15 protein-coding genes are annotated in these 15089 nt (G+C 63.6%); 11 read left to right on the forward strand and 4 right to left on the reverse strand.

Annotation, left to right across the window (positions count from 1 at the left end; genetic code table 11):
* The first annotated feature begins 103 nt into the window (after nt 1–103).
* On the forward strand, nt 104–439 hold the full coding sequence (locus TX80_RS12610) for a winged helix-turn-helix transcriptional regulator (protein WP_049923482.1): 336 nt from the start codon (nt 104–106) through the stop codon (nt 437–439).
* 629 nt (nt 440–1068) lie between these two features.
* On the opposite strand, the gene TX80_RS12620 is transcribed toward TX80_RS12610, so the two are convergent.
* Nucleotides 1069–1515 (reverse strand): UPF0179 family protein, encoded by a 447-nt coding sequence (locus tag TX80_RS12620; protein ID WP_049923484.1) that lies wholly within the window; start codon nt 1513–1515, stop codon nt 1069–1071.
* Nucleotides 1516–1570: 55 nt separating this feature from the next.
* The gene (locus tag TX80_RS12625; RefSeq protein WP_049923485.1) at nt 1571–1990 is read right to left on the reverse strand and encodes a DUF5820 family protein; all 420 of its coding nucleotides are present in this window, start codon (nt 1988–1990) and stop codon (nt 1571–1573) included.
* A 501-nt stretch (nt 1991–2491) separates the two neighbouring features.
* On the opposite strand from TX80_RS12625, the gene TX80_RS19780 reads away from it, so the two are divergent.
* The 7 genes from TX80_RS19780 (at nt 2492) to TX80_RS12655 (ending at nt 11881) form a co-directional block, all read left to right on the forward strand.
* Complete coding sequence (locus TX80_RS19780; protein WP_230198731.1) at nt 2492–2611, forward strand: PhoX family protein; 120 nt, start codon at nt 2492–2494, stop codon at nt 2609–2611.
* A 4-nt stretch (nt 2612–2615) separates the two neighbouring features.
* Complete coding sequence (locus TX80_RS12630) at nt 2616–4688, forward strand: PrkA family serine protein kinase (protein WP_049923486.1); 2073 nt, start codon at nt 2616–2618, stop codon at nt 4686–4688.
* 1 nt (nt 4689) lies between these two features.
* Nucleotides 4690–6975 (forward strand): PrkA family serine protein kinase, encoded by a 2286-nt coding sequence (locus TX80_RS12635; RefSeq protein ID WP_049923487.1) that lies wholly within the window; start codon nt 4690–4692, stop codon nt 6973–6975.
* Nucleotides 6966–8291: a YeaH/YhbH family protein gene (locus TX80_RS12640; protein ID WP_049923488.1), complete on the forward strand. Its 1326-nt coding sequence runs from the start codon at nt 6966–6968 to the stop codon at nt 8289–8291. Before TX80_RS12635 ends, TX80_RS12640 begins: the two co-directional genes overlap by 10 nt.
* Nucleotides 8284–10311, forward strand: coding sequence for a SpoVR family protein (locus TX80_RS12645; protein WP_049924073.1), 2028 nt, complete (start codon nt 8284–8286; stop codon nt 10309–10311). Before TX80_RS12640 ends, TX80_RS12645 begins: the two co-directional genes overlap by 8 nt.
* A gap of 67 nt (nt 10312–10378) precedes the next feature.
* Nucleotides 10379–11410, forward strand: coding sequence for a HEAT repeat domain-containing protein (locus TX80_RS12650; RefSeq protein ID WP_049923489.1), 1032 nt, complete (start codon nt 10379–10381; stop codon nt 11408–11410).
* A gap of 69 nt (nt 11411–11479) precedes the next feature.
* Nucleotides 11480–11881, forward strand: a complete 402-nt coding sequence (locus tag TX80_RS12655; RefSeq protein ID WP_049923490.1) for a secondary thiamine-phosphate synthase enzyme YjbQ — start codon at nt 11480–11482, stop codon at nt 11879–11881.
* A 16-nt stretch (nt 11882–11897) separates the two neighbouring features.
* Here the strand turns inward: TX80_RS12655 and TX80_RS12660 are convergent, their stop codons facing one another.
* Nucleotides 11898–12557 (reverse strand): glycerophosphodiester phosphodiesterase, encoded by a 660-nt coding sequence (locus TX80_RS12660; protein WP_049923491.1) that lies wholly within the window; start codon nt 12555–12557, stop codon nt 11898–11900.
* Nucleotides 12558–12764: 207 nt separating this feature from the next.
* On the opposite strand from TX80_RS12660, the gene TX80_RS12665 reads away from it, so the two are divergent.
* Together TX80_RS12665 and TX80_RS12670 are read left to right on the forward strand one after the other, a co-directional pair.
* Nucleotides 12765–13214: a response regulator gene (locus TX80_RS12665; protein ID WP_049923492.1), complete on the forward strand. Its 450-nt coding sequence runs from the start codon at nt 12765–12767 to the stop codon at nt 13212–13214.
* Between the two features lie 80 nt (nt 13215–13294).
* The gene (locus TX80_RS12670) at nt 13295–14041 is read left to right on the forward strand and encodes an SDR family oxidoreductase (RefSeq protein WP_049923493.1); all 747 of its coding nucleotides are present in this window, start codon (nt 13295–13297) and stop codon (nt 14039–14041) included.
* Between the two features lie 36 nt (nt 14042–14077).
* Here TX80_RS12670 and TX80_RS12675 read toward each other — a convergent pair whose 3' ends face one another.
* Complete coding sequence (locus TX80_RS12675; RefSeq protein ID WP_049923494.1) at nt 14078–14398, reverse strand: hypothetical protein; 321 nt, start codon at nt 14396–14398, stop codon at nt 14078–14080.
* A gap of 196 nt (nt 14399–14594) precedes the next feature.
* Between TX80_RS12675 and TX80_RS12680 the strand changes: the two genes are divergently transcribed.
* Complete coding sequence (locus tag TX80_RS12680) at nt 14595–14828, forward strand: hypothetical protein (protein ID WP_049923495.1); 234 nt, start codon at nt 14595–14597, stop codon at nt 14826–14828.
* Nucleotides 14829–15089: the final 261 nt, after the last annotated feature.

Raw genomic sequence — 15089 nt, forward strand, 5'->3', positions numbered from 1 at the left:
ACGGGTCCCAAGTCGGTATATTCGTGTCAGCGGCTAACGTCGTGTTAGCTAGTTCGCTTCCGAACTGCTATAACGGTGTAGTTCGTAGGGAGGATAGAGACCAATGGCGACGACACCGACACAACAGGAGGACTCCGACGCCTGTCCCGTCATCAAGTCCATCGAGCAGATCGGCTCACAGTGGCGACTGGCAGTGCTTCACGAACTCCTCTCCGGCGAACAGCGGTTCAACGAACTCAAGCGCTCGACCGGGGCAAACGCCCGAACCCTCTCGCGTGTACTGGACGATCTCGGCGAGATGGGGTTCGTCGAGCGCCGGATCGAGGAGGACTCCCCGATCGCTACCTACTACAGCCTCTCGGAGAAAGGGGAATCGCTCGAGCCGGTGTTCGACGAAATCGAGTGCTGGGCCGGATCGTGGCTCGAGGACGACGCCTAGCCCGGCCCGTCGATCCGACCTCGAAACGCGGCTCTCGAGGCACCTCTCGCTCTCGCTGCGTCCGACGACGGGGTTATTTTTCTCGCGCACACCACTAGAAAGCCTCTCTGGGTGATAGTTCTCGCCGGAAGTCATCGTCTCCAGAACTGTCGCAGGGGGCATGCGCTGAAATGCCCCGGGTGATGGCCCACCCGAGACGCGGCTTCCAACCCGGAAAGGTCTGAAGCCATGATAGCGTATCCGCTCCCGAGACATAAACGTCTCGCACGACATTCAGTTCGCTCGATACGGAGAGCGACGCGTCCGAGATGGGTTTTTGGACCGCGTTCGTCGCGGAGCCACGTCTGCGGCGAATCGGTTCGCTCGAGAGCGGCGCGGGGGTCGATGGGGGATTCCCGCGAGGTCGCATCTCGCCGCGCTCGCTCGAGCGGCTGCGTCGTGGCGGCGACCGATCCGGACCGATGCGCTGGACCGCGAGTCACGACCGGAGCGGGCCGACCGCCCGCCGGGATCGATTCCGGTCGTGACGGTATCGGGGTTTCCAGCCCGTCCCCGCCGTCGCCCGCTCGAGTCTCGATTTTTGCCACGTGACGGGAACGGCTGTTCACATCGTTTCGAACCCGCGTTCGTCAGCGTTCCGTATCGAGTTCGACCAACTCGAGCGACCGGTCGAGGTGACAGACCTCGTGTGGTGGTTCGCCGACGATTTCGTCGATGCGGTACTCCTCGTCGAACTCGACCCCGTCGGGTTCGCAGAACTCGTGGCTCGGACACTCGACGTACGGACAGGGACCGGGAAGGCTCGTCTTGCTGCCGGCGAAGGCTCCCTTCGACGTGATGTTCGCGCGCACGGGAGCGGGTTCGACCTCGACGGCGCGAACGCCGCCGTCGTGCATCGCACACTCGAGGGTCTGTGCGTTCTCGCGGACCGACGTGACGCGGTACTTGGTGCCGGGCGAGAGGTTGAGACACTGGCTGCGATAGGGACAGCCGGCACAGCCGTCGGCTTCCCCCTCATAGACGAACTCGGTTCCCGGCTCGGCCAGACGGGTTCCGACGAGCGTAACGGTCGACATGGCCACGAGTAGTTGCCACGCGCGGTTAAGCCTCACGTACGGCCGGCCCACCCGTTCAGTTGTCGGCTTCGGTCTCGCTTTTGCGGCCCGTCAACTCGTCCAGTCGCTCGAAATACGTCTGTCGGGGGACCTGATACAGCGCCCGATAATCGATCTCGCCGGCGTCGAACCGGGCGGCGAGATCGCGGGCGTACTCGAGGGCCTGCTCACGCGTCGAAAATCGGTGCCCCCCCTCGAGGGTGATCTCGGGTTCGAGATAGAGGGTGACGAACCAGTCGTCGGCCGCGGTCGTGTCGGTCGGGTTGTGCCCCGGTCGTCGGGTCCGACGCCCGTGAGTCAGGTACAGCGTCGGGAGGCAGGGCGCGGGAAACTCGGCGGCGTTGAAGACGTCCGGCCGATACGCGAGAACGAGGCGGCCGTCCTCGCCCTCGGACCAGACGTCCCAGGCGTCGGGAAGGTCCGCGAAGCCGGTCATGTCGGCGGCTACGAGTGGCGTTCCTAAAGCCCCGTCGTTGCGGATCGACGTTCGATCGATGGCGGTGAGGGTGTCTCGACTGCCGATATCGTCTCTCTCGGAAGACTGTTCAGTGCCCGGTAACGAGCGCGCGCGACGGACCCACGGCAATGCAGGCCGGGGATTTATGGAATTGAACTTCAAAAACGTGCCATGATACCACGTGACAATATACGATACTGGCAGATCTTACCCGGAATTAATTGCTGGTAAATATTTTTTGGGGCTAAGGTTAAGTGGCTGGATTACTCACTCATTAAATACTATCGGTATCCGTTCGCCGAACCGATCCACTCTGCGCCCGTCCCCGGCGCACCGTCACGCGAGATCGTCGATACGATTCTCGCACGTCGAGGAGTGGTGATCGCTCACACATGGCACGAAATATCGCCGCCCGTGGGGGCTCGCACGTTCCGCGAGAGCCCGCCTCTCGAGGACCGCCGAGCACGATGCGTGTGCGCCGTGACGACGCAGTTCGCCGAACGGTTCGGCCACGAGACGACAGCGCTGGTCGACCGACGTCCACACCACCCCCACGCGATCACGGAGGACGACCGACGGGGAGACCACAACTGGCAATGATACTATGACCGGTGACATCGAGACGCTCGAGGAACTCAGTACGGATTACAAGGAATCGATGCCCGCGGATCTGCGGGAAACCAAACCCTTCGACTGGTACCTAGAGGAGGTGTACGAGGAGCCGAAGATCGCCCGCAACGCCCACCAGCGGGTCGCGGATATGTTCGATTACTACGGCACTACCTACGACGAGACCGAAGGCATGGTCGAGTACCGCCTCGCGAGCGAGGATCCGCTGAACGACGGCGAAAACACCTTCTACGGGAAGGTGATCCACCAGTCGATCCACGAGTTCGTGAACAAGGTGAAATCGGGTGCCAGACGGCTCGGACCCGAACGGCGTATCAAACTCCTGCTCGGGCCGGTCGGCTCCGGGAAGTCCCACTTCGACAAACAGGTTCGCAGGTACTTCGAGGACTACACCCTCCGCGAAGACGGACGGATGTACACGTTCCGGTGGACCAACCTCTGTGACGTCATTCAGGATCAGGACCCCGCGGACGATACCGTTCGATCACCGATGAACCAGGACCCGCTGGTCTTGCTCCCGCTGGAGCAGCGCCAGCGCGTGATCGATGATTTGAACGAGAACCTCGATGCGCCGTACACCATCCAGAACGAACAGGCGCTGGACCCCGAAAGCGAGTTCTACATGGACAGGCTGTTGGCCTACTACGAGGACGATCTCCAGCAAGTCCTCGAGAACCACATCGAGATCGTCCGGTTCGTCGCCGACGAGAACAAGCGCCAGGGGCTGGAGACCTTCGAGCCCAAGGACAAGAAAAACCAGGACGAAACCGAACTCACCGGCGACGTCAACTACTCGAAAATCGCTATCTACGGCGAGTCCGACCCCCGCGCGTTCGACTACTCGGGAGCGTTCTGTAACGCCAACCGTGGGATCTTCTCCGGGGAAGAGCTCCTGAAACTCCAGCGTGAATTCCTCTATGACTTCCTGCACGCGACCCAAGAGCAGACGATCAAACCCAAGAACAACCCCCGTATCGACATCGACCAGGTGATCGTCGGACGGACGAACATGCCCGAGTACAAGGACAAGAAGGGCGACGAGAAGATGGAGGCGTTCAACGACCGCACCAAGCGGATCGACTTCCCGTACGTGTTGAGCTACGAGGACGAAGCCCAGATCTACGAGAAGATGCTCAACAACGCCGACGTGCCGGATATCAACGTCGAGCCACACACCCTGGAGATGGCGGGGCTTTTCGGCGTGTTGACCCGCATCGAAGAGCCCGACACCGAGACGGTCGACCTCCTCTCGAAGGCCAAGGCGTACAACGGCGAGATCGACGAAGGCGACGACATCGACGTCAAAAAGCTCCGCGAGGAGGCCGAAGGGAAAGCCGAGATCGGCGAGGGAATGGTCGGCGTCTCGCCGCGGTTCATCGGCGACGAGATCGCTGAGGCGATCATGGACTCGAAACACCGCCAGCGCGGCTTCCTCTCGCCGCTTACGGTGTTCAACTTCTTCGAGGAGAACCTCGAACACCACGGCTCGATCCCCGAGGAGAACTTCGAGGAGTACTACCGCTATCTCGAGACGGTCCGCGAGGAGTACCGCGAACGCGCTATCGAGGACGTCCGGCACGCGCTGGCCTACGACATCGACGAGATCCAGCGTCAGGGCGAGAAGTACATGGACCACGTCATGGCCTACATCGACGACGACACCATCGAGGACGACCTCACGGGACGGGAACAGGAACCCGACGAGACGTTCCTGCGCTCGGTCGAGGAGAAACTCGCCATTCCCGAGGACCGCAAGGAGGACTTCCGTCAGGAGGTGTCGAACTGGGTCTCCCGTCGTGCCCGGGAAGGCGAGGCGTTCAACCCGCAGGACAACGAGCGCCTGCGCCGCGCTCTGGAGCGCAAACTCTGGGAGGACAAGAAACACAACATCAACTTCTCCGCACTGGTCAGCGCAAACGAGTTCGACGACGACGAACGCTCGGCGTGGATCGACGCGCTGATCGAGCAGGGCTACTCCGAATCGGGAGCCAAGGAGGTCCTCGAGTTCGCCGGCGCGGAGGTCGCCAAAGCCGAGATGGAAGACTAACATGAACGGCAACGACTACGTCACCGAGGCCGATCGCGCCCTCGAGGAGACGTACGAGGAACCGATGAGCCTCGCGGCGTACGTCGATCGGATCTTCGAGAACCCGACGATCGCCTCCCACGCATCGAAGTACCTGCTCGAGGCGATCGAAGCCGCCGGGACCCGGACCGTGGTCGAGGAAGGCGAGGAGAAAGAGCGGTACCGCTTTTTCGATGACCCGTACAACGACGGCGAACACGCGATCCTCGGCAACACCGAGGTCCTGAACGGGTTCGTCGACGATCTGCGGTCGATCGCCGCGGGCCGGGCGAAAGACGAGAAGATCATCTGGTTCGAGGGGCCGACGGCGACCGGCAAATCCGAGCTCAAGCGGTGTCTGGTCAACGGTCTCCGGGAGTACTCGAAGACGCCCGAGGGTCGCCGATATACGGTCGAGTGGAACGTCACGACCGCCGAGGCCGGCGACCGCGGGTTGAGCTACGGCGGCGATCCGACGGCGACGGACGAACAGAACTGGTACGAAAGTCCCGTCCAGTCCCACCCGCTCTCGGTGTTTCCCGACCCGGTCCGCGAGCGGCTCCTGGCGGATCTCAACGACGAACTCGAGGATCACGTTCCCGTCCGGGTCGAGGCGGAACTCGACCCGTTCTCGCGGGAAGCGTACGAGTTCCTCGAAGAGCGCTACCGCCGCGAGGGCGAGGCGGACCTGTTCTCGGCGATCACCGACGAGACCCACCTCCGGGTGAAAAACTACGTCGTAGACGTCGGTCAGGGCGTCGGCGTCCTCCACTCGGAGGACGAGGGCCGACCCAAGGAACGACTCGTCGGGTCGTGGATGCACGGGATGCTTCAGGAACTGGATTCACGCGGGCGAAAGAACCCGCAAGCGTTTAGCTACGACGGCGTCCTCTCGCAGGGCAACGGCGTCCTCACCGTCGTCGAGGACGCGGCCCAACACGCCGACCTCTTGCAGAAGCTGTTGAACGTCCCCGACGAACAGTCGGTGAAACTCGACAAGGGAATCGGGATGGACGTCGACACCCAGATGCTGATTATCTCCAACCCCGATCTGGAAGCCCAACTCAATCAACACGCCGACCGGAACGGTATGGACCCGCTGAAGGCGCTCAAACGCCGGCTCGACAAACACCGCTTTGGCTACCTGACGAACCTCTCGCTCGAGGCCGAACTGATCCGCCGCGAGTTGACCAACGAGACGGCGGTCTGGGAGGCCGAAAGCTACGACGAACTCGAGGATCGGATCCGGGAGCCGGTGACGGTGACGGTCAAAGGCCAGGACGGGCGGACGCGAACCCAGGAGTTCGCGCCGCATGCGATCGAGGCGGCCGCGCTGTATGCGGTCGTCACGAGGCTCGACGAAACCGATCTGCCGAACGGGCTGGATCTGGTCGACAAGGCGTTGATCTTCGATCAGGGGTTCCTTCAGGAGGGGGACACCCGGCGGGAGAAAGACGAGTTCGATTTCAACGGCGACGGCGACGACGGCGGCCACGGGATTCCGGTCACCTACACCCGGGATACGCTGGCCGAACTGCTCCAGACGGACCGCGAGCGCCACCACCACGACCTCCCCGTCGAGGACGTCGTCATGCCGCGGGACGTGCTGAACACGATGGCCGAGGGACTCGCGGCGGCACCCGTCTTCTCGACGGGCGAGCGATCGGAGTTCGAGAACCGGGTCGTGTCGGTGAAAAACTACATCTTCGATCGACAGGAGTCCGACGTCATCGAGGCGATCATGCACGACAAACGCGTCGACGAGGAGACCGTCGCCGAGTACGTCGAACACGTCTACGCCTGGGAGACCGACGAGCCGCTGTACAACGACCGCGGCGAGCGCGTCGAACCCGATCCGCTGAAGATGAAACTGTTCGAGATCGAACACCTGGGCCGGTTCACCGAAGAGGATTACGAGGGCAACCTCCCCAGAGAGCGGGTCCGGAACTTCCGGCGCGAGAAGGTCATCACGTCGCTGAACCGCCACGCCTGGGAGCACCGCGACGAGGACTTCGCCGTCGAAGACGTCGATCTCACCGCGATTCCGGTTATCAAGACCGTCCTCGAGAGCCACGACTGGGACGACGTCCAGCGGACCTTCGAGGACTTCGATCCGCGCCAGTGGGACGATCCACCGAGCGGCACCGAGACGGCCGCTGTCAAGGAGAGTACGATCGAAACGATGGTCGACCTCTTCGATTACTCGGAGGCGTCGGCCGAGCTAACCAGCAGACACGTCATGGGACAGGTGTCTTACAGATGGGACTGAGAGACGACCTCGAACGATTCCGTGAGGTCGGCGAGCAACGCCGTGAGGACCTCGCCGACTTCATCCAGTACGGCGACCTCGGCCGGAGCAAGCCGGGCGAGATCAACATTCCGGTCAAGATCATCTCGCTGCCGGAGTTCGAGTACGACCAGCGGGATCAGGGCGGAGTGGGACAGGGCGACGGCGGCACGCCCGACGTCGGCCAGCCGGTCGGCCAACCCCAGCCACAGCCGGGCGACGACGGCGACGGCGACGAACCCGGCGAGGAAGGGGGCGAACACGACTACTACGAGATGGATCCCGAGGAGTTCGCCGCGGAACTCGACGAGGAACTCGGTCTTGACCTCGACCCGAAGGGCAAGAAGGTCATCGAGGAGAAAGAGGGTCCGTTCACCGACATGACTCGAACGGGGCCGGACAGCACCCTCGATTTCGAGCGGATGTTCAAGGAAGGCCTCAAGCGAAAGCTCGCGATGGATTTCGACGAGGACTTCCTGCGCGAGTTGTGCAAGGTCGAGGGCATCGAGCCGCGGGAGGTCTTCGAGTGGGCCCGCGGCGAGAACCTCCCCGTCTCGATGGCCTGGATCGAGGAGGCATACGCCGACATTCCGGAAGCGGAACGCGGGACGTGGGCCTCCATCGAGGCGGTCGAGGAAAACGTCGAACGCGAGTCGGTCCAGCAGAAGATCCGCCGCGAGGGGATCAAACACGTCCCCTTCCGCCGCGAGGACGAGCGATACCGCTATCCCGAAATCATCGAGGAAAAGGAGAAAAACGTCGTCGTCGTCAACATCCGCGACGTCTCCGGCTCGATGCGCGAGAAGAAACGCGAACTCGTCGAGCGGACGTTCACGCCGCTTGACTGGTATCTCCAGGGCAAGTACGACAACGCCGAGTTCGTCTACATCGCCCACGACGCCGACGCCTGGGAGGTCGAGCGCGACGAGTTCTTCGGCATCCGCTCGGGCGGCGGCACTAAAATCTCGAGCGCGTACGAACTCGCCGCCGAGTTGCTCGAGGAGTACCCCTGGAGCGACTGGAACCGCTACGTCTTCGCGGCCGGCGACTCCGAGAACTCCTCGAACGACACCGAAGAGCGGGTCGTCCCGATGATGGAGGAGATTCCGGCGAACCTTCATGCGTACGTCGAAACCCAGCCGAGCGGCAACGCCATCAACGCCACCCACGCCGAGGAACTCGAGCGTCACTTCGGTACCGATGCCGACGACGTCGCGGTGGCCTACGTCAACGACAAGGAAGACGTGACCGACGCGATCTACGAGATTCTCTCGACGGAGAGTGATGCAGATGAGTAAACGCAACTCCAACGCGGACCGCTTCCGCAAACAGGCGATCGCGGGCGATCTCGAGGAACCGGTCGAAGAGGCCCGCAATTTGGCCGAAACGCTCGGTCTCGAGCCCTACCCGGTGAAGTACTGGATCATCGACTACGACGAGATGAACGAACTCATCGCCTACGGCGGGTTCCAGTCGCGGTACCCCCACTGGCGGTGGGGCATGCAGTACGACAAACAACGCAAACAGGGCCAGTACGGCGGCGGGAAGGCCTTCGAGATCGTCAACAACGACAATCCGGCCCACGCGTTTCTGCAGGAGTCGAATACGATCGCCGATCAGAAGGCGGTCATCACCCACGTCGAGGCCCACTCGGACTTCTTCGCGAACAACGAGTGGTTCGGCCTGTTTACCGACGGCCGGGCCGACGAGGAACAGGTCAACGCCGCCGCGATGCTAGAGCGTCACGCGCGGGCGATCGACGACTACATGTCCGATCCCGAGATCGACCGCGCCGAGGTCGAGAAGTGGATCGATCACTGCCTCTCGCTCGAGGACAACATCGACCAGCATCAGGTGTTCAAACGCCGTCTCGACGTCGACGGCCCCGTCGACGAGATCGACGAGGATCTGGCCGCGAAACTGGACGAACTCGAACTCTCCGACGAGATCAAGGGCGAAGTCTTCGACGACGAGTGGGTCGAGAAACTCGAGGGCGAGGACGGAGCCGTGACCTTCCCCGAGGAGCCCCAGAAGGACGTGCTGGCGTTCGTCCGCGAACACGGCAAGCAGTACGACGACGAGGCGGAACGCGCCGTCGAGATGACGGAGTGGCAACGCGACGTGCTCGATATGATGCGGGCGGAGGCGTACTACTTCGCCGCCCAGAAGATGACGAAGGTGATGAACGAGGGGTGGGCCGCTTACTGGGAGTCGACGATGATGACCGACGAGGCCTTCGCCGGCGACGACGAGTTCCTCAACTACGCCGACCACATGGCGAAAGTGCTCGCCTCCGGCGGGCTCAACCCCTACAGCCTCGGAATGGAACTGTGGGAGTACGTCGAGAACCGGACGAACCGCCGCGAGGTGCTGGAGCGGCTGCTCCGCGTGGAAGGGATCACCTGGCGCAACCTCACCGACGTCGTCGACTTCGACGAGGTGCTTGCGGCGCTTGAACCCCCGGATGCGGTCGCCACGATTACGCCGGGGGCGCTCGACTCGCTCGAGGAGGTCCCTGACGAGTGGATCGATCGTGCGGCCCTCGAGCGTGCCCGCGACGGCGAGATCGACGTCGAACGATACCCCTGGAAGGTGTTGAGCTACGAGGGGCTGGCCAGACGACACTACTCGCTGGTCAAACGCCAGCATCGTGGCTTTCTCTCCCGGGTGAGCCAGAACGATCTGGAACAGATCGGGCGCTATCTCTTCGACGACGCCCGCTACGGGAGCGTCGACGAAGCGCTCGCGGACGTCGATTTCGCCGCGGGCTGGGACCGGATGTTCGACGTTCGGGAGAGCCACAACGACGTGACCTTCCTCGATGAGTTCCTCACCGAGGAGTTCATCACCGAGAACAACTACTTCACCTACGAACACTCCCAGGCGACCGGTCAGTTCCACGTCGCCAGCGACGCCGCGGAAGACGTCAAAAAGAAGCTCCTCCTGCAGTTTACCAACTTCGGGAAACCGACGATCGCGGTCTACGACGGCAACTACAACAACGCCAACGAACTCCTGTTGGGCCACCAGTACAACGGCGTCATGCTCGATCTCGGGCAGGCCCGGGAGACGCTAAAGCGGATCTTCGAACTGTGGGGGCGGCCGGTGAACCTGCTGACGATCGTCAAGGAGATCGACGAACACGACATCGAAGTGGCGAAGCGTCGCAACCGGGAGCCGGAACCCGAAGAGCGCGGGAAGTTGCTCCGGTACGACGGCGACGAGGTGACCGTCGAGGACGTCCCCTGGGAGGAGGTCGAACATCTCGCGGCCGACGACGTCGATTACGACACGAAGCCCGACGATTGGCTCGCCTGAACGTTCGTTCTCCGGTGACGGTCACTCTCGCAAGGCTTTTACCCGTTATCGAAGATAACGTGGATACATGAATAGGGATGGGGACGGGGCCGAAGCGCTCGAGCAACCCCGCGAATCCGCCGCGCTCGAGTTACCATCGGTTCTCGCCCGACTGGACGACCGCGATCCGACCGCTCAACGGGAGGCCGTACGGACGATCCGTAACGCCATCGACGACGATCCGTCGGTCTGTATGCCGACCGTTCCGAAACTCCGGTCGCTACTCGAGCGGCCGGCGATCGACGTCCACGACGAGGTCGCCTACTGCCTCGCGGAACTGGCCGCGCAGTCGCCCGCGGACGTCGCACCCTCGACCGACGAGATCGTCTCGTTCGTCGCCGAGCACGAGACCCACGCGGCGACGCCGGAACTGTTTCGCTGTCTCGCCGCGATCGCCACGGAGCGTCCCGGCGTTCTTCGCGAACACGTCGAGACGATCGCCGACGTCCTCGACGAACGCGACGGCTACGATCGGTGGGGGATCGAGGCGCTGACGATCCTCTCGAGGGTCACACCCGGTGCGATCGAACCGGCTGCGCCGGTGCTTGCGGACGCGCTGGCGGCGAACCCGGAAGCGAACGGCGTCACCGTCCTCGCCGCACTCGGTCGACTCGCACGGTCCGACGCCTCGCTTCCGTCGCTTGCCTTCGTCGATCGTACCGTCTCGCTCGTCGATCACGATGATGACTCGCTGCGGAACGCGGCGATCGCCTGTCTCGGCGACGTCGCTTCTCAGGCCCCATCTGCGGTCGTCCCCGCGTGTCCGAGGCTCGCGACGGCACTCGAGAACGAGGAACCGAACACGCGGGCCACCGCCGCGGTGACGCTCGCACGGATCGCCGACGGAGCCGACTCGAGCGCGGCCGCGGTCGATCCCGCACGCGAACAGTTGCTCGAGCTTCTCGAGGACGACCACGCCCACGTCCGGGCCAACGCCTGTCTCGCGCTCGGTCACGGAACCGTCGGGTCGGCGCGGGAGCGGCTGGCGACCCTGGCGAACGAGGACCCGGACCCCAACGTTCGCACCCGGGCCGCGTGGGCGGTCGATCGGCTCTCGTAGCCGGACTTCGACCCGGATACTGGACGGCCGATCGCAAAACAGTCCAGTCAGGCGCACGTACAGCCCCGTATGACGTTTTCCGTCGAGACCGAATCGCGGCTCGAGACCGTCGACGTGACGGAGCGGGTTGCCGACGCCGTCCCGGACGACCTCGCGTCCGGAACCTGCACCGCGTTCGTCGAACACACGACCGCCGGACTCGTCGTTCAGGAAAACGAACCGCGGTTGCGAGGGGATCTCGAGTCGTTTCTCCGGGAACAGGTGCCGGACGAAGGTCACGCCCACGATCGGATCGACGACAACGCGGACGCACACCTCCGGGCGACGCTCGTCGGACCGTCGGCCGCGGTTCCGATCCGGGACGGCGAGCCGGCGCTTGGGACGTGGCAGTCGATCCTGCTGGTCGAGTGTGACGGCCCGCGAACGCGGACCGTGTCGGTGACCTCCGTCCCCGGTGACGGCCCGGACTGACCGCGAGGGCCACGCGTCAGACCCGAATCGGTCGGTCCCCGGAGACGCAGTCGACCCCGCGCAGCTCGAGTAGTTTGGCCGTGGATCGCCGTTCGATCGACCACGCGTGGACCTCGAGATCGACGGCAGCGGCCCGCGGGACCAGCGGCGTCGTCAGACAGCGCCAGTAGTTGGCCCCGATGACGTCGCAGTCGAGTTCGACCGCCGTCGTAACCGGCGTCTCGAGGCGGCGGCTGACCAGCAACCCCGTCGGCTGGTCCGGATCGCGGTCGCGGATCGCCCGGAGCTCGGGTGCGAGAAAGGACGTCGTGACGACCCTGTTGTCGACGTCGTCGAGCGCTGCGAGGACATCCGCGGCGACGCCGAGTTCTTTCAGTTCGAGGTTGCACTCCACGTCGGCCGGGACTGCGGCCAGCATCTCCTCGAGCGTGGGAATCCGTTCGCCGGAGTCCAGCACGGAGTGACGCTCGAGTTCCGCGAGCGTGCTGTCGCCGACGGTGCCCGTTCCGTCGGTGACGCGGTCGATCGTTTCGTCGTGGATGACGACGAGTTCGCCCGAGCCACACCGGCGGACGTCGAACTCGACGGCGTCGGCTCGATCGGCCGCGGATCGGACGGCGGCGATCGTGTTCTCGGGTGCCGTCGCGGCGAACCCACGGTGAGCGATCAGTCGCATTCAGCCGGAGTACCGCGGCGAGCGGCTTTAGCTTCTCGCCGGCCTGCGGTTTTCGATCGACCGCCGACATCGCTTCGCAAACGGCGACCTCATACTCCCAAACCCTTTAGCAAGTATTCTTAAACGGATTCCGTGACTAGAACGGGATGAGTACACTGCCCGATGGACGACCACCGACTACCGCTGTCCCGAACGAGGTGAGCGACCGTGAATAACCGCCCCGACGAACCGGTCGAGATCCTGCTCATCGAGGACAACCCGGGCGACATTCGACTCACTCGAGAGGCGTTTTCCGATCTCTCGACGGACGTGACGCTGTCGGTCTCGACCGACGGTGACGACGCCTTGGAGCTGCTCGCACGGCGCTACGCCGACGATACGGCCTCGGTTCCCGACCTCGTCCTCCTCGATCTCAACTTGCCCCGAATGAGCGGCTTCGAGTTCCTCGAGGCCGTCCAGGCGGACCCGACGCTGTCACGACTTCCGGTACTGGTGCTGACGAGTTCGAACGCCTACGAGGACGTCCTCGAGAGCTACGAACTCGCCGCGAACGCGTACCTGACGAAGCCGACCGATCCCGCGGAGTTCGCCTCGATAGCCGAAACGGTCGTGGAGTTTTGGTTCCGACAGGCTGCGCTCCCGCCGATCCCCTCGTAGCCCGTCGCATCACCGATCCCACGAACGACGCGCCGGTTTCACCCCCACCATTGATCAGGCCGGACAGTACACGTTCAGGCATGTCCCCGTCGACAGACGTCACGGTCGATCTCGACGGAACCGTTGCCGTGATCACGGGCGCAAGCGGCGCGCTCGGCAGTGCCGTCGTCGATCGCTTCCTGAACGCCGGTGCGACCGTCTGCGCCGTCGACGTCGTCGAACCCGACGACGAAGACAGCCTCCTCGAGTCAGACCCTGCCGGCGACTCGGCGGAGGGCCCTGCGTTCGAGTTCTACGAGGCCGATCTAACCGACGAGGCCGACGTCTCGGAACTCGTCTCGAGTATCGACGACGATCACGGCCGGATCGACCACTTGCTGAACATCGCCGGGACGTGGCGCGGCGGCGACCGCATCGAGGAAACCGATCTCGAGGAGTACGAACTCCTGCTTGACGTCAACCTGAAAACGGCGTTTCTCGCGTCGAAGCACGCCCTGTCACAGCTCCGTGAGACGAACGGCTCGATCGTCAGCGTCAGCGCACGCTCGTCGCTCGAGGGCGGCGAGGGCGACGGCCCGTATCGGATCTCGAAAGCGGGGGTTCGGCTGCTTACCGAGACACTCGCCGAGGAATATCGCGGTACCGTCCGGGCGAACTGCGTGATGCCGAGCGTGATCGACACGCCGGCGAACCGGGAACTCATGCCGGACGCGGACCACGACTCGTGGGTCGACCCGAGCGACATCGCGGACGTGATGGCGTTTCTCTGTAGCGACGGGGCGTCGGTGACAAGCGGCGCTGCGGTGCCGGTCTACGGCGAGGCGTAGTCAGGCGATGCGCCCTTCGGAACCGCCGGGCTACGGCTACAGCCGCTCGGTTTTCGATCTGATCTCGTCGCCCTCGCGCCACTGGTAGTACCTGTATTCCGTGCCGTCGATCACCGTCTCCGAAACGGTCGCCCGCTCCGGAACGTCCGCGGGGTACTCGTCCGGGGTCCGTTCGTCGCCGGCCGATTCGCCTGCCCGATCCGGCGCGGCACGTCTCTCCTTCCACGCGACGAGTTCGCCGAGGTAGCGTGTCACCGTACGGAGCGTTTCGGCGTCGCGGTCCTCGAGTACTTCGAGCGCTGCGAGGAGTTCCGGATCGGCGGCCGTCGGCCGGGTCGGTCGATCGGCGTCGGTCATCAGTTACGACATCGAGCCGACACGGCTAAAACCTCCGTCGATTCCCTACGGATCGAAACTGGTCAACTGTCCGGCGGACAGGTGCCGGAACAGTACATGTGTTTTGGTGACGAACTCCATACTAGGGATCGGAATCCAATATAATCCCTATGGCTGCGTAGATTTATATGCAAGAACGGAATCGATGCTACTGACAATGCAATCACAGGAGCGGTTTTCCGGCGGCCGACTCGAACCGGTACCCGAACAGCTCGACTCACCGCAGGCCAAACTCGTCTACATCTATCTCGAGGCCGCCGATGGGGCCACCGTCGACGAGTTGAGTCGGGTCCTGACGATGAAAAAGATCGACATTCTGAGCGTGTTGAACACACTGACGAGCGCCGAACTCGTCGAGAACGCCGGAGAGTCGTACGTCGTCGCCGAATAATCGGTCCGTTCTACGCATCGGTCGGGAACTCCCGCTCGAGCCACTGCGTTCCTTCGTGAGAACGCGACCGACGATAGCACCGGCAAAACGATCGATACGCCGCCTCTCGGAACGCCCCGAGACTGTTAGAAGGTTTCGAGGTAGCGGTCGAGTTCCCACTGGGAGACGTCGACGAGGTACTCCTCGAACTCCCGGCGTTTGGCTTCGACGAACTTCGGCGCGACGTGGTCACCCAAGGCGTCGTAGACGATTTCGTCGTTC

The organism is Halopiger djelfimassiliensis, assembly GCF_000455365.1.
GTDB classification, from domain to species: Archaea; Halobacteriota; Halobacteria; order Halobacteriales; family Natrialbaceae; genus Halopiger_B; species Halopiger_B djelfimassiliensis.